The sequence below is a fragment of the Cyclobacterium sp. 1_MG-2023 genome, from assembly GCF_030546805.1.
Classification (GTDB): Bacteria; Bacteroidota; Bacteroidia; order Cytophagales; family Cyclobacteriaceae; genus Cyclobacterium.
The window spans coordinates 1-24483 of the sequence record NZ_JAUOPC010000007.1; the positions used below are offsets into that span (position 1 = coordinate 1).

Annotated in this window: 17 protein-coding genes, 1 tRNA gene and 1 rRNA gene; 8 read left to right on the forward strand and 11 right to left on the reverse strand. The window is 39.1% G+C overall.

Going from position 1 to position 24483, the window contains the following annotated elements; all coding sequences use genetic code 11:
- Window positions 1-73: ribosomal RNA gene (locus tag Q4534_RS12305) — 16S ribosomal RNA — on the reverse strand; the annotation flags it as partial.
- A gap of 408 nt (window positions 74-481) precedes the next feature.
- Window positions 482-555, reverse strand: a tRNA-Arg gene (locus tag Q4534_RS12310).
- 188 nt (window positions 556-743) lie between these two features.
- Between Q4534_RS12310 and Q4534_RS12315 the strand changes: the two genes are divergently transcribed.
- Complete coding sequence (locus tag Q4534_RS12315; protein WP_303613477.1) at window positions 744-1478, forward strand: porin family protein; 735 nt, start codon at window positions 744-746, stop codon at window positions 1476-1478.
- A 67-nt stretch (window positions 1479-1545) separates the two neighbouring features.
- Here the strand turns inward: Q4534_RS12315 and Q4534_RS12320 are convergent, their stop codons facing one another.
- A complete protein-coding gene (locus tag Q4534_RS12320; protein ID WP_303613478.1) occupies window positions 1546-2169 on the reverse strand; it encodes a phosphatase PAP2 family protein in 624 nt (207 codons plus the stop codon).
- Window positions 2169-3623, reverse strand: coding sequence for an RNA polymerase factor sigma-54 (gene rpoN, locus Q4534_RS12325; protein WP_303613479.1), 1455 nt, complete (start codon window positions 3621-3623; stop codon window positions 2169-2171). The genes Q4534_RS12320 and rpoN overlap by 1 nt, the downstream gene beginning before the upstream one ends.
- A gap of 178 nt (window positions 3624-3801) precedes the next feature.
- Between rpoN and asnS the strand changes: the two genes are divergently transcribed.
- From asnS to Q4534_RS12340, 3 genes are all read left to right on the forward strand, one after another.
- A complete protein-coding gene (asnS, locus tag Q4534_RS12330; protein WP_303613480.1) occupies window positions 3802-5253 on the forward strand; it encodes an asparagine--tRNA ligase in 1452 nt (483 codons plus the stop codon).
- 291 nt (window positions 5254-5544) lie between these two features.
- A complete protein-coding gene (locus Q4534_RS12335) occupies window positions 5545-7062 on the forward strand; it encodes a hypothetical protein (RefSeq protein ID WP_303613481.1) in 1518 nt (505 codons plus the stop codon).
- A gap of 126 nt (window positions 7063-7188) precedes the next feature.
- Window positions 7189-7641 carry a hypothetical protein gene (locus Q4534_RS12340; protein ID WP_303613482.1) on the forward strand — a complete coding sequence of 151 codons (453 nt, stop codon included), beginning with the start codon at window positions 7189-7191 and terminating at the stop codon, window positions 7639-7641.
- Between the two features lie 217 nt (window positions 7642-7858).
- Here the strand turns inward: Q4534_RS12340 and Q4534_RS12345 are convergent, their stop codons facing one another.
- Genes Q4534_RS12345 through Q4534_RS12355 form a run of 3 tightly spaced genes read right to left on the reverse strand, consistent with a single transcriptional unit; the run spans window position 7859 to window position 12022 of the window.
- On the reverse strand, window positions 7859-9349 hold the full coding sequence (locus Q4534_RS12345; protein WP_303613483.1) for a TolC family protein: 1491 nt from the start codon (window positions 9347-9349) through the stop codon (window positions 7859-7861).
- Window positions 9342-10655 carry an ABC transporter permease gene (locus tag Q4534_RS12350; RefSeq protein ID WP_303613484.1) on the reverse strand — a complete coding sequence of 438 codons (1314 nt, stop codon included), beginning with the start codon at window positions 10653-10655 and terminating at the stop codon, window positions 9342-9344. Before Q4534_RS12350 ends, Q4534_RS12345 begins: the two co-directional genes overlap by 8 nt.
- A 53-nt stretch (window positions 10656-10708) precedes the next feature.
- The gene (locus Q4534_RS12355; protein WP_303613485.1) at window positions 10709-12022 is read right to left on the reverse strand and encodes an efflux RND transporter periplasmic adaptor subunit; all 1314 of its coding nucleotides are present in this window, start codon (window positions 12020-12022) and stop codon (window positions 10709-10711) included.
- Window positions 12023-12219: 197 nt separating this feature from the next.
- Between Q4534_RS12355 and Q4534_RS12360 the strand changes: the two genes are divergently transcribed.
- Window positions 12220-12984: a class I SAM-dependent methyltransferase gene (locus Q4534_RS12360; RefSeq protein WP_303613486.1), complete on the forward strand. Its 765-nt coding sequence runs from the start codon at window positions 12220-12222 to the stop codon at window positions 12982-12984.
- Window positions 12985-13013: 29 nt separating this feature from the next.
- Here the strand turns inward: Q4534_RS12360 and wecB are convergent, their stop codons facing one another.
- The 3 genes from wecB to Q4534_RS12375 form a co-directional block, all read right to left on the reverse strand.
- Window positions 13014-14111 carry a non-hydrolyzing UDP-N-acetylglucosamine 2-epimerase gene (wecB, locus tag Q4534_RS12365; RefSeq protein WP_303613487.1) on the reverse strand — a complete coding sequence of 366 codons (1098 nt, stop codon included), beginning with the start codon at window positions 14109-14111 and terminating at the stop codon, window positions 13014-13016.
- A gap of 228 nt (window positions 14112-14339) precedes the next feature.
- Complete coding sequence (gene yaaA, locus Q4534_RS12370) at window positions 14340-15092, reverse strand: peroxide stress protein YaaA (RefSeq protein ID WP_303613488.1); 753 nt, start codon at window positions 15090-15092, stop codon at window positions 14340-14342.
- A 3-nt stretch (window positions 15093-15095) separates the two neighbouring features.
- Complete coding sequence (locus Q4534_RS12375) at window positions 15096-20120, reverse strand: gliding motility-associated C-terminal domain-containing protein (protein ID WP_303613489.1); 5025 nt, start codon at window positions 20118-20120, stop codon at window positions 15096-15098.
- Window positions 20121-20266: 146 nt separating this feature from the next.
- Here Q4534_RS12375 and Q4534_RS12380 point away from each other — a divergent pair, with 146 nt between their 5' ends.
- From Q4534_RS12380 to Q4534_RS12390, 3 genes are read left to right on the forward strand one after another with little or no spacing between them, the layout of a single operon-like run.
- Complete coding sequence (locus tag Q4534_RS12380) at window positions 20267-21316, forward strand: type IX secretion system membrane protein PorP/SprF (RefSeq protein ID WP_303613490.1); 1050 nt, start codon at window positions 20267-20269, stop codon at window positions 21314-21316.
- 12 nt (window positions 21317-21328) lie between these two features.
- Window positions 21329-22558: a M48 family metallopeptidase gene (locus Q4534_RS12385; protein WP_303613491.1), complete on the forward strand. Its 1230-nt coding sequence runs from the start codon at window positions 21329-21331 to the stop codon at window positions 22556-22558.
- A gap of 37 nt (window positions 22559-22595) precedes the next feature.
- Window positions 22596-23384, forward strand: a complete 789-nt coding sequence (locus Q4534_RS12390) for a phytanoyl-CoA dioxygenase family protein (protein ID WP_303613492.1) — start codon at window positions 22596-22598, stop codon at window positions 23382-23384.
- 251 nt (window positions 23385-23635) lie between these two features.
- Here the strand turns inward: Q4534_RS12390 and Q4534_RS12395 are convergent, their stop codons facing one another.
- Window positions 23636-24445 carry a metallophosphoesterase gene (locus Q4534_RS12395; protein WP_303613493.1) on the reverse strand — a complete coding sequence of 270 codons (810 nt, stop codon included), beginning with the start codon at window positions 24443-24445 and terminating at the stop codon, window positions 23636-23638.
- Window positions 24446-24483 lie beyond the last annotated feature (38 nt).

The window sequence follows — 24483 nt, forward strand, 5'->3', positions numbered from 1 at the left end:
AATCCCGTACGACTTGCATGTATTAGGCCTGCCGCTAGCGTTCATCCTGAGCCAGGATCAAACTCTCCATTGTAAAGCTTGTTGTGATCTCTCAATCCCGAAAGATTGATCAATCTATTGTTTCCGTGACTCTATGAATTATTTAGTCTGTTTCTTTTATTATGTCTAACATCACTTCAAAGAACTTATTTCAAGGAAATCTCTTGCGATTTCTCTCGTTTTGACCCCGTTTTTGTCAGATCGTTTTCTGACTGTTTCGTTAAGGGAGTGCAAAGATAAATGAAAATTTTAACTCTGCAAAATGTTTTTGAAAATAAATTTTGAGACTCTTTTAATCCCTTCTTTCTTACTTTCGTTCCCCGCTTTTGGGATGACAAAGGTGCACTTTCTTTTTTAATTTACAATGGGAAAAGTGTCTTTTTTTTAAAAACTTTTTCACCATATATATAAGGTAAAAATTCAATGCTATTATTTCAATTTGTGACCTCGCCAGGATTCAAACCTGGAACCTCTTGAGCCGTAATCAAGTACTCTATTCAGTTGAGCTACGAGGCCATTTCTTTTAAATGGAATGCAAAGGTAAAGAATAAAATGAATAATACAAAGTATGATTTGAGAGAAAAATGAAATGATTTTTAACTGCCTATTAATTATATTTTAAGAATAATTAAGATCAACAGGCAACCAAATCAAGCATTATTTCCTAATTTAGCCGTTCGATAGGTTAAAAAATATTTGTTTTCATGAAAAGACTTTCCATTATATCCTTTATTTTATTGATCACCTTTCAGCTCCAAGCCCAAGAAAAGGAACGTTCATCTATAGGTGGCAGACCAAATATTACCGGGGACTTGTTTCTGGATTTTGGATTCAATATGCTAAATAACAGGCCAGAGGATCTAAATACACGTTTTATCGCTTCAAGAGTGTTTAATGTATATTACCAAACACAAATTCCTTTAGGTCAGAATACAGGTTTTACTTTCAATCCGGGCATAGGTCTCGGCCTTGAAAAACTCGCCTTTAAAGATGAGATGACATTGGTGTCTGATCCAGACAAATCTGTGAACTCAAGTATGCTTACTTCTATTACTAATGTATATGGGCAAGATGCTAGTGTTTCTACCAATACCATGGCATTAAATTATTTTGACATTCCCCTAGAATTTAGATACCATGTAAATCATGATGACTATGATAGTGGAATCCGTGTGGCCGTAGGTGGTAAAATAGGTTTGCTATACAATGCACATACTAAAATTGCTTATACCAACGGAGATGGTTTAGAACAGAAAATTAAAAACGCACAGAATTACGGTTTAAACCCTATCCGTTATGGTGTTTATACCCGTTTAGGATTCCCGGGTTTTAATGTGTGGGGATACTATGGTCTCAACGGAGTCTTCGAAGGCAACCAAGGCCCATATGGGACAGAATCTACCCAATTCAACTTCGGTGTATCAGTAGCTTTGTTCTAAAAGAGATTTATTCTTTTTGTATATATAAAGGAGTGGAAATTTAAATCCACTCCTTTTTTTATGTCAATCAATTAATAAGTAAATGATAATAAACGGGAAAACAAATCCCAAAACCTAAAATAAAACCGGCGTAAACTTCAGAAGGCCGATGTGCATTTAAGTACAACCTGGCAGTACCAATCAAACCACTAAGCACAATTATCAATAAGAAATAATAAAACATAGGTTCAGAATTGAATCTTATTGATAAAACCGAAACGATAGCTAACCATCCTCCCATGGCTGTCTGATGGGCACTGATTTTCCAAAAAATAGTTATCAAGGTCAACAAAATTAAAGAAACTGTAACCAATCCAAGGGTAACAATTAGCAACTGGTCAATATTAAGCTTCCAGTAAAAAAACACAAGGGTCATGCTGTAAAAAACAGAAACCAATGCAAAAGGGTAAATCCGCTCCTTTCTTTCGGGCAACTGTAAGCTATTGATTACTTCTGAAAACCTCAAGCCCACCAATCCAAGTAGCGGCACCATAAAGGTAGAGAAACTGATCAATAGCAGTACAGCCCACTTGGCTCCTTTGGGCACAACCGTTGCTTCCGGAACCATATAAAACAAGGTAACCACCATCAAAGTAGGGATTACCAAAGGCTGAAAAATTACCGATATACCTAAAGCTAATTTTCTGTACACTACAACTCTTTTCTAAGCCTTGCTACCGGAATTTGTAATTGCTCCCTGTATTTGGCCACTGTTCTCCTTGCAATATTATACCCTTTCTGGTTCAATAATTTAACCAGTTTGTCATCAGAAAGTGGCTTTTTCTTGTCCTCCTCGTCTACCAGCTTGTTCAAAACACTTTTCACCTCTCGGTTACTCACATCTTCTCCCCCATCTGTGGCGATACCTTCGGAGAAAAAATACTTTAAAGGAAACACTCCAAATTCTGTTTGAATGGCCTTGCTATTGGCAACCCTAGAAACAGTAGAAATATCCATATCTATTTTTTCAGCAATGTCTTTCAGGATCATTGGCCGCAATTTGGTTTCGTCACCATCGAGGAAAAAATCATGTTGGTAATCCAAAATAGATTGCATGGTACGCATTAATGTTTGTTGCCTCTGCTTAATGGCATCTATAAACCATTTCGCGGAGTCTAGCTTTTGCTTTACAAAAGAAACCGTTTCCTTGAGCTTTTTATCTTTTTTATCACTCTTATCATAGGCATTGAACATCTCTGAATATGACCTGCTCACTTTAAGTTCAGGTGCATTCTTTGAGTTCAAGACAATTTCAAATTTTCCATTGACATTATTTAGGATAAAGTCAGGAATTACATAATGGTTTCTTACCATACCATCAGAGATCCCACCCGGTTTTGGATTGAGCCTGGTAATTAGCTGAATCACTTCCTTGAGCTCTTCCTCTCCTATTCCAGCTTTTTTAAGAATCTTGTCGTAATGCTTTTTTGTAAATTCTTCAAAACATTCTTGCACTACAAAAATGGCTCTTTTTAGCAGTGGATCTTCTTCTGTATTCCTTCGCTCCAATTGAATAATCAGACATTCCTGCAAATTTCTGGCAGCAATTCCCGGAGGGTCAAAGGTTTGTATTTTAAATAATATTTCTTCTACCTCATCCAGATCTGTCTCAACATTCTGACTAAATGCCAAATCGTTAATAATAGCCTCCAAGTCCCTTCTTATATAACCATCATTTTCTATACTCCCGATTAATTGCTTACCAATTAGCCTTTGGGTATCGCTTAATTTCAGGAAATTCAATTGTGAAAGCAGTTGCTCGTGAAGTGAACTATAACTGGAAAGGGGCATATCTCTCTCTTCATCATCCTGTGAATAATTACCATCCCCTTGCATCTTATACCCGCCGTACTCCTCATTTAGGTAATCCTCAATATTGATGTCTTTGTCATCCTTTGTTTCAGAAACATCAGCACTGTCTGCAAACTCCTCCACCTGGTTTTCAGCTTCCACGTCCTTCCCCTCCTCTAAGGCGGGGTTAATCTCTAACTCTTCTTCTATCCTGGATTCAAGTTCAGCTGTAGGAACCTGCAACAATTTAATAAATTGTATCTGCTGAGGGGATAATTTCTGAGATAATATCTGGTTTAAATTCAGTTTCTGCATATATTAAAACCTATTACGGTATTAAGTTATTTCCATTTTGTGTTCAAATAAACTCAATTGGAATTCAAATTTAGGAAATAAGATCAAAATTTTGATAAAAAGCTTATTATATCGTTTTTTTGCATTCAAATTAAATGTTCCCCCTTTTGGGTTTTTTACTTTATAACAAGGTATCGTCATGTCATTTAACAAAAGAATTAAAATAAAAGATTTACTGGAGAACCCTACTCCGGATGAAAAAGCTACCCTAATGGGTTGGGTTAGAACCAAAAGGAGCAACAAACATGTAACTTTCATTGCCATTAATGACGGATCTTGTATCCAGAATTACCAATGTGTAGCCGATCCACAATTAATTTCTGAAGATATTCTTAAGAAAGCAAATACCGGAGCCTGTTTGAAAATTACAGGAACAATTGTAAATTCTCAAGGGTCAGGACAATCTACAGAAATTCAAGCGAGCTCCATAGAGGTTTTGGGAGAAGCTGATCCGGAAAAATTTCCTATTCAACCTAAAAAACACTCACTTGAGTTTTTAAGGGAAAATGCACACCTAAGGGTAAGGACCAATACCTTTGGCGCCATCTTCCGGATCCGTCACCAGCTTTCTTTTGCCATACACCAATACTTCAACAACAAAGGCTTTGTGTATATACACTCTCCCATCATCACCGCTTCTGATGCTGAGGGTGCAGGCGAAACCTTTCAGGTAACCACCTTGGACTTGAAGAATCCTGCAAAAAACGAAGCAGGACAAATCGATTTTCAAGAGGACTTTTTTGGAAGAGCCACCAACCTAACCGTTTCCGGACAATTGGAAGGAGAACTTGCAGCAATGGCCCTATCAGAAATTTATACCTTTGGCCCCACTTTTAGGGCTGAAAACTCCAATACCACCCGGCACTTGGCGGAATTCTGGATGATTGAACCTGAAATGGCTTTTTATGATGCCGAAGACAACCAAAATCTAGCAGAAGATTTTCTTCAATTTGTCATAGGTTATGCATTACAGCATTGCAAAGAGGATCTTGCTTTCTTGGACAAACGTGCCGAAGATGAAGAGAAAGGCAAAAAAGCTGACCAACGCAGTGAATTGGGCTTATTGGAAAGACTTTCCTTTGTAACCCAAAATGAATTTGTGCGAATCACTTATACAGAAGCTATTGATATTTTAAAGGCTTCAAAACCAAATAAAAAGAAAAAATTTGCCTATCCCATAGAAGATTGGGGGACAGATCTCCAATCTGAACATGAAAGGTTTTTGGTAGAAAAGCATTTTAAAAAACCTGTGATCATCACTGACTATCCGAAAGAAATCAAATCATTTTATATGAAGTTAAATCCGGATAACAAGACAGTGGCAGCCATGGATATTTTATTCCCTGGTATAGGTGAAATTGTGGGAGGGTCGCAAAGAGAAGAAAACCTTGACAAACTAACCCAACGCATGGATGAATTGGAAATAAGCAAGGAAGAAATGTGGTGGTACCTCGATACCAGGAAATTTGGCACAGCTCCCCACGCCGGCTTCGGCTTAGGATTTGAAAGGCTGGTACAGTTTGTCACAGGCATGGGCAACATTCGTGACGTAATACCATTTCCAAGAACTCCGGGAAATGCGGAGTTTTAATATGGATGTATTCATATCTAAAGTTAAAGAGGCTCAAAAATTAAATTTTGAGCCTCTTTTGTTTAATAAATAATATAATACCAAAATAAATGTACGATTGAGAATAGCTATTTAATTAATATAATACCTAGGCTTCTTTTAAATTTTCGATATGAATAATTCTTCTTGTGGAATAAATAGCTGATATTAGAAGGGTATTTCCTATTTCGAGTAAGGTGTAAGCCAGTAAATAATCCCGTTAAGGATATAAGATTCACCTAATTATTTATCTCCCTTGTAAACAACATTTCCATGAACCCTATGAAAAAAGCCATTTTCAGGAGTCAATTCTCTAGTAAAATACTTAACTTTTTTGCTATTATTATTTCAGCCGACAATTCTATGGGTCGCCGGTTAAAAAAAACCACAAGAGTTAACTACTTGTATCCTTTATCTATTATCTTTTTAATCGCTGCTTGCAATAGTAAAATTGAAAACAATGAGGTAAAAAAGGAATCAGGGATCCAACCTTGGTCAGAAAACCCCAGCTATTGGGAATACAATGGAAACCCTGTACTCCTACTAGGTGCTTCAGACAATGACAATTTATTTCAATTGCCTCATTTGAAATCGCACTTGGACAGCCTATCACAAATTGGAGGAAATTATATTAGAAACACCATGAGTGATAGGGATGAAACTGATGAAAAGGCCTTCTATAAAAATGAAACCGGAAAGTATGACCTTAGTCAATGGAATTCGGCCTATTGGGAAAGATTTGAAAACCTTTTGAAATTGTCAAAGGAAAGAAATATCATCGTACAAATTGAAATCTGGGATCGCTTTGACCATGCCAGGGAACAATGGCAAACGGATCCCTTCAACCCCAAAAACAATGTGAATTACACTTATGAAGAAGCCAAGTTGGATAGCCTCTATCCCGATCATCCGGGACAAAACAAACAACCTTTCTTTTTTACTCCTCCTAGCTTACAGGACAATCAAGTGCTTTTAAAATACCAACAGGCATTTGTTGAAAAATTACTTTCCATATCCCTAAATTACAATAACGTCCTTTACTGCCTGGACAATGAAACCAGTGGAGTTGAGGAATGGGCCACCTATTGGGCGGCATTCTTAAGGGAGAAATCCGGTGATAAAGCTATTGCCCTAACAGAAATGTGGGACCATTGGGACCTGAAATCAGCAGAACATAAAAGATCTTTAGACCATCCCGAGCGGTATGACTTTATAGACATCTCCCAAAACAGTCACCAAACAGGAGAAACCAACTGGAACAATGCTCAATATGTCTTCAATTACATCAAGAGCAAACCCAGACCGGTAAATTCCGTCAAAATTTATGGTAGTGATGCACATGGAGCATGGCTTTCCAGAGGAATTAATACCCAACATGCCGTGCAAACATTCTTTAGAAATATTTTAGGTGGCTTTGCTTCCAGTAGATTTCACAGACCCCCTCATGGTTTGGGATTAAGTCATTGGCCCATGCAAAGCATTAAAACTTTAAGGAAAATAGAGGAAAAGGTGAAATTTTGGAATTTAAAACCTCTGATGGAGGGTTTATCTGACAGAGAAGAAAATGAAGCTTACCTCATAGGTAAGGCAGGTGAGTCGTACTTGCTGTATTTTCCTGCAGAAGGAGAGGTGAAATTAGACTTGAACGAACACACCGGGGAATTTGAAATGTCTTGGATAAGCTTAGAAGAATCAGAATGGGGAGAGTCCATATTATTAAAAGGGGGCGTTAAACAATCCATTCAACCACCTACTAACACAGGAAGCCTGGCATTGATACAAGCAAAATGATCGATATAAAGTCTCAAAATAGGCGCATTATGGTATTTCTCTATATGATTAAATCAATTAATCGGATAAGAGAATAAAAATGGCATCCTTTATGCATTACTTCGCTATAATTCTTATATTGATTACTTGGAAACATTCTTAAAATATCTGAAAGCTGAGGCCATAGGAGGTCATATTATTAGAATATCTCTGGCCTGTCTGCTATTATTTGGAGGCTTCACTAAGCTGATATTAATAGGAGCATTGGAATACAACCTATTTTGGTCAATAATTTTGGCCGCTATCGAAACGTTTGCTGCCTTTGGTCTGCTTATTCACTACAAAAAACCTATTATTGGTATAGCTGCCGGAGTATTGGCTGTACTTTCCATCTTTTTACGGGTTGTTTTTTCAATAGGCTGGGTAAGAGATCACATTTTACAGTCACATTCTTTTTTAGATGCTTTCGGCGCCATTCTAGGTGTATATAACAATGGCCTTTTTCATATTGCCCTTTTATTTGGAGCAGGTATTTATTGTTTAGGCAATTCTTATAAAGCCTATATCAAAGAAAGAATTACCAAGCCTTGGCCGCATTAAGACTAAATTATTTGAACAAACATTTTAATTAAATTTTGAGGCTTCTTTCCGGAATAGCCGGCCTTAAATAAAAAAGCATCCTTAAATCGGATGCTTTTTTATAGTTCTAGTCCTGTATTTTACAGGCATTCTTAGGAAAACTTCACAATATAGAAAACTATTAATGTCAGCAATTTCAGGCAATTTGTGCTAATCCCAAGCTTTCTTACTTATCTAATCAATCTTCCAAAAAGCCCATATCAGGCGTATATAGTAGATTATCTGCTTCAAAATCGTATAGGGTAAGTTCACGAAGCTCATAATAAGCCACCCAAAATTCCCTCAAGGATTCCACATAACTTCTTCTATTTTGATCTTTTTCTTGCTGCGCTATGCCTAGATCTGTTATGGTCACATTGCCACTTTGGTACCTTCTGAAAGAAATCTCATAACGTTTATCTGCCACTAAATCAGATGTTTTTGTGATTTCTACCCGATGTTTAAGCATGATAAAGTTCCTTACCTTAGTAAAAATTTCTTGTTCAAAATTGATGATTTCCTGCTCAATTTCAAATTCGGTCAATTTTTGATTGGCTTTGGCCATACTCATTCTGGCTTTATTCCTGCCCCAGTCAAGAATAGGCACATTAATGCCTAAACTTACCAAGGCTTGGGTATTTGGATTCGAATAAATACCCGACCACATAAGGTCTGCTTTATTGTACCCATAACTGGCATTCAAATTCATTTGAAATCTTTGCCCCCTAGCTTGAGCGACATTAGCTTCAGCTTCTGTTCTTTGCCTTTCAAACCTGATCGCATCCGATCTGTTTTGGAAAGCATACTCAATGGCCTTTTGTACGTCAACGTCAAAATCAGGAATTTCACTAGGCAATAATAAATTTAGCGTAGTGTTTTCATTCAAGCCAATATAAGATTTTAGTGATAAGGAGGATGATTCCATATCCAATCTTGCCTGAGCAACTCCCTGCCTGGCTTCTAGGACCTGTAACTCTACCTGAAGCAATTTATCTTCATAAGTGGTCCCTATATTGTACCTTCCTTGCTCAATTTTTAGTATCGCTTCTGAGTTTTGTAAGTTTTTTGTTGCGATGTCCAAATTTACTTGTGCTATGAGAAATTGAAAAAACATTTGGGTCACTCGCCCACTAATCTGTTCCATTTCTTCCACATATCCCCGCTTACTTTCTTCATACCTAATAGGTTCAATTTTCTTGTCCCATTTGTAAGGGTTATAGGCAAAAATTGGTTGGGACAAACGAACATTCACCGGCACCCCGTTCCATCTTGTCTGGTTTTCATTGTCTGCAGCCAGAAAATTATCAAATCTACTTGTTGAACTATTCACGGATAAGGTTCCTCCGGTAGGGGCTATTACTTGTCTCAACCCTAACTCAAGATCTGCGAAATTTTGTCGAACTTCTCTAAACTCAAGGGTTCCATCCGGTTGAGTGACATTAGTAAAAGATTGGGAATAACGTGGAAGGGTACCTTCCAAACTCAATTGAGGGTTGAAGTTGGCTTGGAAGAATCTATAACTCCAATAACTGTTTTCTCTTCTTGTATCTGCATTTAATGCCGCCGGAGATTGATTTTTTGCCCTTTCAATAATTTCTTCAAGTGTGTAACTTACCACTTCTTGGGCAGAGGCAGAAAAAATAAACTGAAAGAGAAGGGCAATTGTAATTGATAAATATTTTTTATTCATAACGCAGAGAAGTTATAGGGTCTTGACTTGCAGCACGCTTTGCCGGAGTGATCCCAAAAACCAATCCAACAGTGGCTGCTACACCAAAAGACAAAACGATGGAACTTAAAGTAATCACTGTGGGAAAATCTGCAAAAGTGGATACCAAATGTGCCAAAACCACACCCAATATAACACCTAACAGTCCTCCACTTACACTGATCATAATTGACTCGAACAGAAACTGATTTACAATATCGTTCTTTTTTGCTCCCAACGAAAGTCTTAGGCCAATTTCTTTTATTCTTTCCATCACAGAAGCCAACATGATGTTCATTATCCCTATTCCCCCCACTAATAGAGAGATACCTGCGATTGCTCCAAGGACTATATTAAAAATATTCTGCGTTCTTTGTTGCTGTTTAAGTAACAGTTCAGGGATGGTGATCTCAAAATCAACCACATTAAAATGTCTCCTTTCCAGCATTTTTGCCAAAACCTCTGCTGTTGGATTTAGGAGTTCACTTTCAGAAACTTGAATGACCAATTTATCAATTTGGTGATAATTGCCGGAGCTGTTACTATTGGAATCATTTAACCTTGATTCTGTGACCAGGTCCCTGTTTCGATATCGGATCAACATGGTTTGGATAGGAATATAAACATCCATATTGAAATCCCTTATCCCTAATTTAGAGATACTGGATTCAGAAACAAGCCGCTCTTCAAGGATTCCGATTACCTCCAACCATTGGCTTCCGCTTTTTATTCGTTTGCCTATGGGATTTTCATTGGGGAAAAATCTGGCTGCCACATTTCTGCCAATGATACAAACGGGGTTTCCTTCAACAAGATTCTTCTCACTGAACATCCGGCCCTCTTTCAGTTGAAAATCCAACACATCAAAATAAGCTACATCCACCCCTACTAGTTTGGCAGAACGGCGAATCCCACTTTTGACAATATAAGTGTCCATGACAATTTCAGGGCTAATGCGATTGATCCCGGGAATTACATTTTGAATGGCCTGGACATCTTCGAGTTTCAGTCCAGGAGAGAATTTACTTTTCTCCCGCTCCATTCCGTTGTCTTGGTCTACCTGCTCTTCAATCTGCTCAACAATAGGTTCTATGACAATATTATTTACCCCTACAAGCTTGATTTGCTCCATAATTTCCTGCTGGGCTCCGGTGCCAATCGCCAGCATGGCTATTACCGCAGCCACACCAAAAATAATTCCCAAAGCAGTCAATAATGATCGAACCTTATTGGCCAATACAGCCTCGAAAGCAATGTAGAAATTTGCTAATAACCTTTCATTGAACATAAATCTTGGTTGGTTTTTTAAAGGAGATTGTTATAATTAAAAAATCCAGTTATCTAGTAAGTATCTGTCACTGTAGCCAATGGCTCTTCCTCCTCCTCTTTTTTGTCACGATTTCTTTTACCATTCAACTCTTCAAGTAAATTTATGGCAATGTTTTCCCCCCAATCAGGGGTATTTAGGTAAACATATTGTCCCTGACTCAAACCTTTTTCAATGACTACATCATTGGCATTGGTCATCCCTAACAATACTTCTTGCTTGACTCCATTTCTTAGGTAAACATAATTGATGCTATCATTGGCAACATTTACAGCTTCCAATGGTACGTATAGCACATCGTCTAATTTATCAGCAATAATCGTGTTGCTAGAGGTCATGGAAGGACGCAGTAGTGGGTCGCTTTCGTTAATTTCTATAATAACCTCAAAAACTTTGGCATCAGAGTTAGGTCTTTGCTGCCCTACATTGGCCACTTTTTTGACCTCACCTGTGTATTTTTTATCCGGAAAAGCATCCATTCCCACTTCAACTTGTTGGTTTACCTTAACCCTTCTAATGTCCACCTCATTGATATAGGTAATACTTTGCATGGTAGTTAAATCCGGCAAAGTAGCTACAACCGGATTCCAAGAGTTAATTTGAGAGCCTTCTTTCACCTTTGAGCCCCTATAATCCACATAAATCACCATGCCATCCTGTGGAGCTGTTACTACAAATTTATCCAAAACTTCCACCATTTGCTTCACCTCCAACTCATCCTCCCTGAGTTTGGCTGCGATTTCCATCATGCGGGCTTTTTCTTGAAGGGTTTTAATTCTATACCTTTCTTTGGCTTGATCCAGCTCTCTTTTGGCTTTTTCTACATTGTACTCATTCTGTTTGATAATGGCAGGTGGCTCAAACTGTGATTGCTCTAATATCAATTCTTGTTCCTGTACAATGTATTCCTGATTTAAAATATTGTCTCGTTCTACGCGTAAATTCAAAGAAGTGTCCAACTGAATTTGCTCATATTGGGCTTTGGTCTGTTCTAAATCTAACCTTCTATCTTCTAAACGACCGAATAATTCAGTTTTGTCTATAGAACAAATGAAATCTCCTTTTTGTACTACCGTTCCTTCATCCACCATCTTGTCAATGGTAAAACTTCCAATTCGAAATCTTCTTGCTTCACCCGGACCGAAAACCTGAACCGAACGTAGCGCCTCCAGTTCTCCGGATGTAGTGATCTCTACACGAAATTCTCCTTTATCAACAGTTGCCAAAATATTATTTTCCACTCCGGTACTTCCCGAAGCAAAGAAAAAATACAAGGCTCCGATGACCAATAGGCTTCCAAGAGCAACGTATATTAGATTCCTTTTCATATTGATAGTGTTAAATACATTCAAACTTAACCATTTTGAAACCTAAAACATCTCCACATAGCATTTTATATAGCCATTAGAATAATATTTAAAGTGTTCATTTTACATTTAAATTTAAATGGTAAGCCTCCAAATAGTGCAACAATCATTTTCCACAAAGGAAGTGCCATTTCGATGCTACCTTATATATTTGCAATATGAAATCGATGATTAGTTGGACAATTCGCCACATCCCAAGAAAATATTTACAGCTCTTTAGCCATTTCTTCTTAAAGGTCGCTGCAGTGATTTATACAGGATCAACTGTAACCTGCAATATATGTCAAAGAGGATTTCGTAAATTTTTACCCTATGGAAGAATCGCTAGAGAAAATGCACTGTGTCCCAACTGCTTGGGCTTGGAAAGACATCGGCTGATGTGGCTTTTTTTACAGAAGGAAACTGACTTTTTCACAGCCCCAAAAAAAGTTTTGCATGTAGCTCCGGAGCTGTGTTTTCTAGGTCGTTTTAAAAAATTGAAAAACCTTGAATACATTACCGGCGACATAGAATCACCTCTGGCAGATGTAAAAATGGACATCCATCACATCCCCTTTGAAGACAATTCATTTGACGTTGTTTTTTGCAACCATGTTATGGAACATGTAGAAGATGACATAAAAGCTTGTGCCGAAATCAATCGAGTTCTGAAGCCCAATGGTTGGGGAATTATCCAGTCTCCTGTATACGAACATGAGGTGACGCTGGAAGACAAAACCATCACGGACCCGAAAGAAAGGGAACGGGTGTTTGGTCAAAGTGATCATGTCCGAAAATACGGTAAAGATTATGCCAGAAGGCTGAGCAAATCAGGTTTAAGGGTTACTGAAAATAACTTTGTGAAGCAATTATCAGAAGACATGGTGAAAAAATATGCCCTTCCTGAAAAAGAAATAATCTTCTATTGTCAGAAAGGGCAGTAAATCGTTATTAGCTACTATAGGTCAAGGAATTAGCCCAACTTTTGAAGCAAAATATCTACTATTCTTTTAGCGGTTTTACCATCCCATAGATAAGGTACTTTTCCTGTTTTCCAATTGCCTGAAAACAATTTTTCCATGGCAGGTTTAATGGCTTTCGGATCTGTCCCAAGCAGCTCATTGGTGCCTTCGGTAATGGTTTCCGGACGTTCGGTATTGTCCCGCAAAGTCATGCATGGGATTCCCATAACTGTCGTTTCTTCCGTGATCCCTCCTGAATCGGTAACCACTGCCTTTGCACTTTCAACTAGGTAATTAAACTCCAAATATCCCAGAGGATCAATCATATGTAGCCTTTCATGAGATATCCCTAAGTTTTGCAACATTTTTTTGGTTCTGGGATGAACAGGGAAAACCAATGGCAAGCCACCTGAATGATCTATGATTTCTTGAATCAATTCTTTAAGTTTTTCTTCTTGGTCTACATTTGCAGGTCTATGCAAAGTCATCACGATGTATTTCCCTTTTTCCAAGCCTATTTTATCCCAAACTTCAGGCTTTTGAAATCTAGGTCTATGCTTAAGTAAAGTATCAATCATGGTATTGCCCACGTAAAATATACGCTCATCCTCAACACCGGATTTTCTTAAACTTTCATTGGCCACTTCGGAGGTAGTGAAAAAGTAATTCGTGATACTGTCGGTAACCATACGGTTGATTTCTTCTGGCATGGACCAATCTCCGGATCTAATTCCTGCCTCCACATGAGCTACTTTTACATGAAGCTTTTGAGCTGTTATGGTGCAAGCCATGGTAGAAGTCACATCTCCTACCACCAAACAAAGGTCCGGTTTTTTGCCATCCATCAGCAATTTCTCATAACCAACCATAATGGCTGCTGTTTGCTCAGCCTGAGTTCCCCCACCTGCGCCAAGATTGACGTCCGGTTCAGGAATACCTAACTGTTCGAAAAAACTTCCGGACATGTTTTTGTCGTAATGTTGGCCCGTGTGGATCAGTCTAAAAGTTATTGCCTTTCCTTCTCCTGCAGCTGCAGTAATCGCATCTATTATAGGAGAAATTTTCATAAAATTAGGGCGAGCCCCTGCAATCAAGTCTACGCTTATCATATTTCAAAAATTAAATTTACCAAGTTTACCAAATAAATATGAAAAAAAGAGGATTTCACCCCTTAAATATTTCGAATAATATAACTAAAACAATTTAAAAAAGGTAAAACATTTAATTAAATATCCCATCTTTTCAGCTCGTTCAATTTTTATATAATATATTTTTCCTACAAAGGACGACAATAGAAATACTTCCTCCAAAAAAATAAATAGGTAGATAATTAATTATTACCTAATAAACACCCATTCATCGGAGCTACTTTTACTTTCTGAATACTCATAATTCCCTTCATTAAAGGTTTTCAGCATTTCAGGGTTTTCTACTTTATTTTTAATAATAAAATCTGTCATTAAGCCTCTTGCCTGTTTGGAAAAAATACCAATATTTTTGTAGGAACCGTTTTTATATTCCTTAAAAACCGGACTTACTAGCGGAGATTTTAAGGCTTTCTTTTTTACTGCTTTAAAGTATTCTTTGGAGGCGAGATTAATTACAGGCTTCTCATCGGCAATTTCATTAAGTGCCTTTGTAATTTTATCCCCCCAAAATTCATAGAGGTTCTTACCTCGTTTGTTTTTTAATTTTATCCCCATCTCTAACCTGTAGGGCTGAATCATATCCATGGGCCTCAATAGTCCATATAGCCCGGATAAAATTCTTAAATGTTCCTGAGCAAAGGAAAAATCCTCTGCAGAAAAAGATTCTACATCTATATGGGTATATACATCTCCTTTGAATGCTAAGAGCGCCTGTTTGGCATTTTCTTCATTGAAAACATCTGAGAATTGCTTATACCGCTCTACATTTAAGTCCGCTAAGTTTTCACTTACCCCCATTAAATCTTGAATCGCTTTGCCGGATTTTTTTTTCATTATTGAAACCAGTTCTGCAATTTCTTTTTTAAACTCGGGTTGGCTTTTGATAGAAATAGCTGTGGGACTGTAATCAAGGGTTTTGGCAGGGGAAATCAATACTATCATATTCTATTCAATTACGACAATTGCGTCTCTTTTTACTTTGTTAATATTTTGTTGTTCATTGGTAAACTTAACAATCACCGGATATGTTCCCGAAGGCACTTTCCTACCATCTACCATGCCATCCCAAGAACAGATAGAAAGGTTTTCTGAAATATTTTCCTGCTCGCAGAAATAAATCAATTCACCCCAGCGATTGTAAATCAAAACAGAAAGCATGTCAATATCCCCGGTAGTATAAATCAGGAAATTTCTGTCCGGATCACCTGGTCTTATGGCATTGGGATAAGTCACATTCACTTCACAAACCTCCGTAATTCTAAATTCGATGGTGTAATCACAACCTTCTGAATCAACTACAAACAATTCATAGTCTCCTTCTTCTGTAGGTGTAAATGTAGGTGTGGTACTTACCAAAGCCCCATCCTTGCTCCATTCATAAATGTCCCAAACGCCCACATCGAGTGTAACCAAATCATTTGATGCTGCGCAAATAATATAATTTGGGGACAATACCGGGGGTAAAGCATCAGATTGATTGATGGTAATTTGTTCAGTACCTAAAAGACAGCCGGCCTCATTGAGCAGTCGAACCTCATAGGTTCCGGGATCTCTAACAATTAATACAGGGTTTTCCTCACCGGCGATCAAATTCTTGGTAGCGCCCACTACCCTGTACCATTCAATTCGATCTGTAGAAGAAATTTCATTGTCTAATGAAATTTCTGAAGTAAGCACTCCTCCACAAAACCCGGGACTACTCAGTGAAATCTCTTCTTCTCCCGATGCAATATCATAAGTACCCGGAGCAGGAACCACACAACCCAATTCATTGGAAACTTCCACTACATATGTTCCGGCAGGAAGAACTATATTCATACTGGTCTGATCTGTAAAAGCAGCCTTTACTTCTTCTCCTGTGGCTACATTCGTTATGGAGTATTCTCCGGAAACAGGATCACCATCAAAAACAATCACAATGGCACCGTCCTGAGGTCCGGCATCACTGCATGATTCAGGCAGGGTAGAGACAGTAAAAGTCACATCATCAGGTGGGGAATTGTTTTCCACAACTGCTGAAAGGGTGTTTTCACAAGTACCAATATAGCCGGTAAAAGTGTAAATTCCGGGCGCCAAGCCATCAAAGGTTATTTGGGCATTTTCTTGTACTTCTGCGAAGACTTGATTTGTTTCTTCCAAAACCAAACTATCCAATAGAGAATTCGCCTCCACTACTATGCTTCCGCTACTCACCGTACAGCTTTCTGAAGGTTCTATTTCTGTCAAAGTAAATTCAGGCAATCCGCTTACTTGTAAAGTGGCTGATCTTTCAACCAAGCAATTGCTATTTAGCGGATCAGCTGTCTGGAACAGTAACTCATAAGCCCCGGGCCCATCAAGCTCAGCGGTGTTTAAAGTTAATTCCTGAGTTTCACCGATTTCTGAATATTCACCACTTGTTCCCAAACGAATTGACCAAAGTCCTGACACGGGTGTATCCGGCGAAAAACGGACAGAATCGCCATAACATACTGTAGCTGAAGACTGCTCAATTGTAAATTCAAAAGGTGGGCCAACAAAAACTGACTGACTGGCAGGACAGGTTTGGTATTCCTCATCCCCCTCATAGTCTTCCGGTATATCGTAGGCTACAAAAACGGTGTAAATGCTTTCTTCTGTTACTAGCAATTCATTGCTATTGCCAACTACCTCTCCTGCTGCATTTACCCACCTGAACAAATATTCATCCAATCTGGGATCTTCAGGGTCAACGGCTACCAATGATATCTCCTCACCACAAAGTGATATTTCATCAGGCAGGGTAGTTACAGGGGAAGGAACAACTTCCACCTCATGTCTGAACACTTCTTCCCAGGGACTGCCACACCGGTCTACCTGTAGCTGAACCGTATATATGCCGACTTCCTGAAAGAAATACTCTAACGTTTGTAGATCCTCTCCTCCATTCAAAAATTCATCCACAACCTCCCCTTCCTCATTGAATATGGTCCAATTGTAAATGTCAATATCAGGCTCCCCACCTGCTTCAAATTGTCCCAAGGCACCAACATCATTGCTCAAACATAGCCTATCCGGACCATCAAGTGCAGGATCAGGAATAGAACTGCCCGAATTTTGCACAAAAGACGGCAAACCCAAATTACTGGTTCCTGGCATGGCCTCTACTCCTGATTGGGTAAAAGTGGACGGGTTACAACTACTTCCTACTTGCACTTGCCCGATCTGATTTGATCCTACCACTACGGAATAAATTTGCCCATCAGGCCCCATTTGAAGTGCGCCCAAAGAAAGACTCTCTGTATCATTAATCACTTCTTTACTTGACAGGATACAACTTTGAATCTCCTCTTGACTTCCGGCATCTTCAAAGCAATCCGGACACACGGTGGTCACCGGATTTTCCGGATCACTGTTATCGGTTTCTTCGAAGCCCTGTATAAAATACTCTTCTATCCCGGGACCTCCATTGGTATAGGACACAAATATCCTGTTGGAATCATCCGAAAACTCCAACCCATATATATCACCTTGGGAGCCCATATCCAGTTGGGCATAGATGGTCATTTCGCCGGTTTCTTGATCAAAATCAAAAATTTCAACTTTATTCTCTCCCCCCACTTGAAATGTTACAGCCACCTTGCTGCCATCATTTGAGAATTTCATGGTTCCTACACCATCTCCAAAATCAAAATTACTTCCTACCGAGTTCAACACCGGCTGTCCTATCCCTTCATCGCTGACTGGATACAATCTGAAGGTATTGTTCCCTTGCTCATGGAAAGCCACCCAAATGGTGTCTCCGGAATTAAACGCTGCAGAATGCTGAGTACTGGGGCTAAACAATAGATTGTCTTTGGTAACTACATTCCCAATTCCCTCAGGGTTATCTCCTTTAATATCTACAAGTGAGTACTTCACTTCGTTTTGTCCTCCGGCTCCCAACTGGGTGGTAAATAAATAATACATGGTCTCATCTGCCGCAATTGGCACGGCAAGGACACTGCTACTCGAAAGGTTATCCCCGCCTATGTCTTCACCATTCTGCATTGGGTCGCCATTTAAGTCCCAAACTGTTTGTCCGTCTGTGTAAAACAACACCTGACCTGTTTGGTCTGATACAGTGGTAACTCCTGCAGGAATATCCTGTGGATGTGGAGTTTCTATGGGACGTGGTGTAGGGGCATCCGGATCATCCGGATCTATGTTAAAATCCAAACCTGCACCATCTCCAAAATACCAAATATTATTGCTTTGATCTTCTACATCCCATATTTTGATCCTAATTCCTGCATAAGCATAACAATTGGATCCTTGCTCCCTTACCAATACCCAATAATAGCCCGGTTCACAAACCTCATTCGGAGCTTCCGGGCCCCAGCCTTCATCCCGCTTATTGGACCAAAAATATTCGTAATTCTGGTCGCTTTGTCCCTGTCCTCCTGTACCTCCACCTAATCCTCCTCCTTGTTGCCCACCTTGGCCGCCATCCTCACTTTCACTCTGTGCTTCAATTAATGGCATTAAATCAATACAAGAAGGTTCACATAAGGTAGTATCAGAAGGGCTAAATTGGGCAGTTAAATTGTTTTCCGTTAATGGAATACTCTTGGTGACATTCCCAGTTTCGCCATTGGCATAAGTGACAGTTAAGCTAACAGTGACTTGTTCCTCCGCTGTAGCCTCTTGGGGTAATAACAAATGCTCAACAGTAAGGTCCATTTCAATCTCTTCTCCATTTTCGTCAGTAAGCGGGGGTAAAATCTCCCACTCAAAACTTACAGGCTGATAATTCAAGGGCGTCACTTCACTTGTCAATTGAATGGAAGTATTCATGCAAGGCATTTCGGGTTGCCAAGTAAAATCAACCGTTGGCCCCAAATCAATATTGGGCGAAAATTGGGGAAATACGGTACCACAAAAATCACTTCCATTAAATGGAAGTTCTTCTATTTCCAAGCCTACCAATGTCCATTCATCCGGATTGGCAACTCTGCCAACATACTGGGGACCGCCTTCTACTTCTTCGTATATATAATAGAGCTGCCCATCAGGCCCTACCTTGACATCATAAATTTTGAATATTTCAGCTTCAAGAGGCATAGCAACTGCCGTAGCGGAAGGGATTTGGCTTTCCGGAATTTCCGGGTCTATTTCTTCATCGCTAATAAAAAACCTCATCAAGTCATCCCCTTGCGCATAATACAGGAAATCTCCATCCGGGGACACTTCCAGACCCGTTACCAATTCAGCTCCTCCTGTTCCCGTCAAGGTTTCAGATGTCCCAAAGGTCCCTGTATCAGGATCGAAAGGAATGGACAAAATATCTTCTCCGGCAATGTCGGAAACGATGTATAATACACCACTCTCTTCATCAAACATCATGGTTTGAGGTACTGAGGACAAGGACAAGGTATCTGTATCTGTAAACTGGCCCTCTTGGTCTTCAAGCCGTTTTGCTGTTAAATCCCCATCATCATAACTGATAACATAGTCCGGTGAACTACCTGACTTTACTGTTAAAATAGCACCTTGAGCATTCCCAATGCTGCCCCCTTGGCTAACCGCCCCTGCCGGAGGTTGATTTGCCGGAGCCCCCCCTTGGTCATTCATGTCCACCAAACTGTATTGCAACTGGCCATCAGAACTGATATAAAAAATATAAAAATCTTTGGCTCCATTGGGGTCCACGTCATAATCCAAAGCAGATATTGCTACGGACTGTTTGGCTGTTTCTACACCACCCAATTCCCCAACTACCCCTTGCATGGCATCGTTTAAATAATTGTAAACCAAAGCCCCGTCGGTATAGAATAGTATTTCTCCTGTAATCGGATCTATGGCCATGGCTGAGTTGGCCTTACCGAAGGTTATACTTTCCGAAAGGCTTTCAACATTGGCTTTTCCATCCTTACCAAAAGAGATGTAATTATTGTCTCCCCCTTCACAATATCCAAAGATCCATTCATTGTTGTTATAGCTTTGAGCATCCGAGTTCACGGGAAAACTCAAACACCCTATCAAAGGTATTACCTTAATAAATAAATTAAATATGCATTTATAATGATTAGATTTCATAAATTAGGCACAACTTTGCATACAGTTTGTAATAGCTATACGTTTATAAACTGTTTGGTATTCAATAAACGAATAAATCTTTGTTTCAGGCACAAATAAATACAGTTTTTTTAACTCTTGTCCTAATGGTCTTCGGATTTAACGCCTATAGCCAGGACCCGCAATACAGCCAATACTATGCTGCTCCACTTTATTTAAACCCTGCTTTTGCAGGTGCAGAGCTAGCCACAAGAGTGGGCGTAAATTACCGGAACCAATGGCCGGGTATGGATGCTAACTTTTCTACATTTTCTGCTTATGGAGATGCTTTTCTGGAAGAGTATAATGTAGGGGTAGGATTTTTGGTCACCAATGACACCGAAGGAGTTTCCGGCTTGCAATCCACCACTGTTTCCGGGATCTTGTCCTATGAACTCAAACTTGGAGACAATCTTTATTTTAAGCCGGGTTTTCAAGCCAGTTATATTCGTAGAGACATTGGTTTTTATGAAAACTTGGTCTTTGCCAATCAAATAAATCCGTCAGATCCTTTTGGACCAATTCTGCCCGGAAACAATATAATTGGATTGGGAGACCCTGTTGGTTTATTTTCCGCCTCATTTGGCGGCTTAATATTTACTGACAATTTTTGGTTCGGACTCTCCACGCATCATGTTAATCGGCCCAACCAAAGTTTTCTGGACGAAAACATTAGCCGTCTTCCCATCAAGTATTCCATTCATACTGGGTACCGGATATCTTTGGGCAGAGGGGCGCCACGAAATGATTTTACACATACCTATAGGGAAAGGTATTTCACACCCACCATCAATTACAAACGCCAAGGACCTTTTGAGCAACTAGACCTGGGTGGTTACCTTTATCTAGAGCCGGTTGTACTGGGATTATGGTACAGAGGACTTCCATACAAACCGGTAGAAAAACAGAGCAATAGAGATGCTATCGTTCTGATGCTTGGTTTTAATTTACCTTCCGGGCTAAACATGGGCTACAGTTTTGATTATACAGTTTCCAAACTAGGAATTCAATCCGGAGGAGCACATGAAGTGAGCCTTTCTTATATCTTCCCACCAAAAAACCCCGGAGCGCCTAGAAAAAGGGATACAATTCTGCCATGTCCGAAATTTTAATAATTTTACGCCATGGATCAAGAGACTATCAAATACCTAATACTGCTCGTTATAAGCTTTAATTTTATCGTTGAAAAAATCATTGACTACCTCAATGTAAATAGAAATACTGCAGCTATCCCGACAAACCTTAATGGTTACTTGGATAAGGAGAAACTAAAGGAAAGCAAAGCCTACCAACGTACTAAATATAATTTCGGATTGTTTTCCGACACTTTTTCTTTTGTGCTGACTTTTCTTTTGATTGCTTTTGGTTTATTTGGCTGGTTGGATGAATGGTTGAGACAATATCTTCAATCCCCAATGGTCCTTACCTTGACCTATTTTGCCATAGTCTTTATCGGATCAGACCTTCTCTCTCTACCTTTCGATTACTACCAAACCTTCAAAATAGAGAATGACTTTGGGTTTAATAAAAGTACAGTAAAAACGTTTTTTATGGACAAGGTAAAGGGATACCTCCTTTCCATAATTATTGGTGGCACCTTACTTTCCCTATTATTATGGTTAATCTTGGAGCTGGGGCAGGATTTTTGGTGGATTTTCTGGATTGTAGCCGCTCTCTTTATGCTATTAGCCAATTTATTTTATACCGGCCTTATCCTGCCTTTGTTTAATAAATTGACTCCTTTAGAAGAAGGTGAATTGAAAGAAACCATTACCAGTTACGCCCAATCCGTTGGTTTTTCTTTAACAAATGTATTTGTGATGGATGGGAGTAAACGCTCATCGAAAGCCAATGCTTTTTTTTCAGGCTTTGGCAAAAGGAAGAAAGTGGTATTATATGACACGTTGATCGATCAACATTCACAGGAAGAGCTGGTCGCTGTTTTGGCTCACGAAATTGGACACTACAAAAAAGGGCATATAAAAACCGGAATGCTTGCAGGAGTCATTCAAACAGGTCTGTTGCTTTATATACTCTCTCTTTTTATTTTCAGTGAACCTTTAAGCATGGCCCTTGGGGCAAACCAAATGGCAATTCATCTTAATATCATAGGTTTTACCATGTTATTCTCGCCAATATCTATGATTATTGGCATAGGCATGAACTATTTAAGCAGAAAGAATGAATTTGAGGCAGACCATTTTGCAAAAACCACTTTCAGTGGTCCGCCATTAGCCACAGCCTTAAAAACCCTTTCGGTCAAGACACTTTCTGATATAGATCCACACCCTGCATATGTTTTTATCCATTATTCTCACCCTCCATTATTAAAGAGATTAGAAAGGCTTGAATAAGCCGGATAATACTTGTAGCAAACAAACCCAAAACACCATGAAAAATATTCTCCAGAAAATGGGCGTCTCTTCTAACTTGTTGAGCCAAGAAGAACAAGGCTTTTTAAGGGAAAACGGTTACCTCAACCTAGGTAAACTATTGGACAATGCCAGTCTTCAAGTCATAAGAAATCGAGTGAATGAAATTCTGGAAGCAGAGGGTGAAAATGCTGGAGCTGAATTGATGCAGTCTCCAAGCATTAGGCATCCAAAAGAGTCCGGAGCATGCAGACTCGGGGACTTGGTCAATAAAGGAGAGGCTTTCGATATTTTTTATACCCATCCTAAAGTTTTGGCAGCAATCATGCTGGTGCTTGGAGAGCAATTTAAACTTTCCTCCCTCAATTACAGGGCTGCACTTCCGGGGGCAGGCTTACAGAAGCTTCATGTAGACTGGCCTGAGTCTATTCAAAACCAAGAATTTAAGGTTTGCAATTCAATCTGGCTATTAGATGATTTTTATATAGAAAATGGTGCAACAAGAGTAGTTCCGGGAACCCATTTGAAACCCACATTGCCTGCAGATGTCATGAATGACCCGATGGATTCACATCCCGATGAAAAAATCATTTTAGCTGAGGCAGGGTCTGTTGTTATCTTCAATTCCCATACTTGGCATGGTGGCACTACTAATCATAGCACCCAGCCAAGAAGGGCCATTCATAGCTATTTTTGTAAAAGAGACCAAGTCCAACAAACGGACCAAAGTAAGTTTATAAAGAAAAGTACGCTGGATAGAATTTCCAAAGAAGCGGCATTCGTTCTAGGTTTAGAAGAAAGTGAGTAAAAGCACCTTGCTTCTTATTTATCACCAATCCGTAGCGGGCAATAAAACAAGCTGTATCTCTGGTAGGTGAAATTGAAATTGGAGCTTTACTATCCCCATTAAAATAGGGATGGTCGATCTCTAAAGTCAAAAATGGTGTGTAAGATTGGGTCATGCGCTTAGTTTTTTTTTTAAAAAAAGCTTCTACTTGGTATTATTTGGTCCAACTTTATATACCCCTCCCTTAAAACCCTTATCGGAAAACAAAATTCTTATTGATCTACATCGCTTAATGGAACAAAATGATGCTGGAGGGAATCCTTGGAAACTTCCCAAACTCGAAATCCAAAAGGCCTCTTGTCAAAGTTTTTGCTTGTGGTTTCTCCACTGACAAATTGAATGTTTTCATATTGATTAACCACCAACTCATGGGTATGTCCAGATAAATAAGCCACTACACCATTCTTTTTGAATGAATCCAATATCTCTGTTCGTTTTGCGGGAGGTATATTAAAATATTCTTCTTCCTCATCCGGTCGCTCCAAAAACAAGGGATAATGACCAACCACAATAACGGGGGCATTTTTGGATTTTTGGGCTTCCAAAGTCTCAACAACCCATTGATTATGTTTTTGTGATTCGTCGGCTACATCTTCTTTCCATAATTGGGTATTGGTAACAAGGAATGAATAACCCTTATTTTCAAAATCGAAATAGTCCTTTCCAATGGTTTTCCTATAATAGCTTAAGGTACTATCAGTTGGCACATTGCCTACATCATGATTTCCTGGAGCCACATGGCAAGGCACGTTAAAACCTTCCATGATTTCTAGAAAATCTGCATAAGAACTGTCGCTTGCATTGTGAACCAAGTCACCACATATCACAGCAAAATCAGGGTTAATTTCATTGATTTGTTTAACCGCCTGCCTAAAAGTCTTCAGGTCATGAGCATAGCCTCCCATACCTAATTGAGTGTCACACAATTGCACAAAACTAAAAGACGCTTGCTCTTTTTCCGAACATGAAATTCCAAAAGCAAGCGCCACCAAAAACAAATAAATATTCAATCGAAATCTCATGCATAGTTTATTTAAAGGGAGAATCATATAAAAATCAC

Bases quoted from the DNA above. Each gene is read 5' to 3' on its own strand.
- asnS (WP_303613480.1), top strand. From the start codon at position 3,802: ATGTCATTTAACAAAAGAATTAAAATAAAAGATTTACTGGAGAACCCT.
- Q4534_RS12345 (WP_303613483.1), bottom strand. From the start codon at position 9,349: ATGAATAAAAAATATTTATCAATTACAATTGCCCTTCTCTTTCAGTTT.
- Q4534_RS12395 (WP_303613493.1), bottom strand. From the start codon at position 24,445: ATGAGATTTCGATTGAATATTTATTTGTTTTTGGTGGCGCTTGCTTTT.
- Q4534_RS12315 (WP_303613477.1), top strand. From the start codon at position 744: ATGAAAAGACTTTCCATTATATCCTTTATTTTATTGATCACCTTTCAG.
- Q4534_RS12350 (WP_303613484.1), bottom strand. From the start codon at position 10,655: ATGTTCAATGAAAGGTTATTAGCAAATTTCTACATTGCTTTCGAGGCT.
- yaaA (WP_303613488.1), bottom strand. From the start codon at position 15,092: ATGATAGTATTGATTTCCCCTGCCAAAACCCTTGATTACAGTCCCACA.
- Q4534_RS12390 (WP_303613492.1), top strand. From the start codon at position 22,596: ATGAAAAATATTCTCCAGAAAATGGGCGTCTCTTCTAACTTGTTGAGC.
- rpoN (WP_303613479.1), bottom strand. From the start codon at position 3,623: ATGCAGAAACTGAATTTAAACCAGATATTATCTCAGAAATTATCCCCT.
- Q4534_RS12335 (WP_303613481.1), top strand. From the start codon at position 5,545: ATGAACCCTATGAAAAAAGCCATTTTCAGGAGTCAATTCTCTAGTAAA.
- Q4534_RS12355 (WP_303613485.1), bottom strand. From the start codon at position 12,022: ATGAAAAGGAATCTAATATACGTTGCTCTTGGAAGCCTATTGGTCATC.
- Q4534_RS12360 (WP_303613486.1), top strand. From the start codon at position 12,220: ATGAAATCGATGATTAGTTGGACAATTCGCCACATCCCAAGAAAATAT.
- wecB (WP_303613487.1), bottom strand. From the start codon at position 14,111: ATGATAAGCGTAGACTTGATTGCAGGGGCTCGCCCTAATTTTATGAAA.
- Q4534_RS12385 (WP_303613491.1), top strand. From the start codon at position 21,329: ATGGATCAAGAGACTATCAAATACCTAATACTGCTCGTTATAAGCTTT.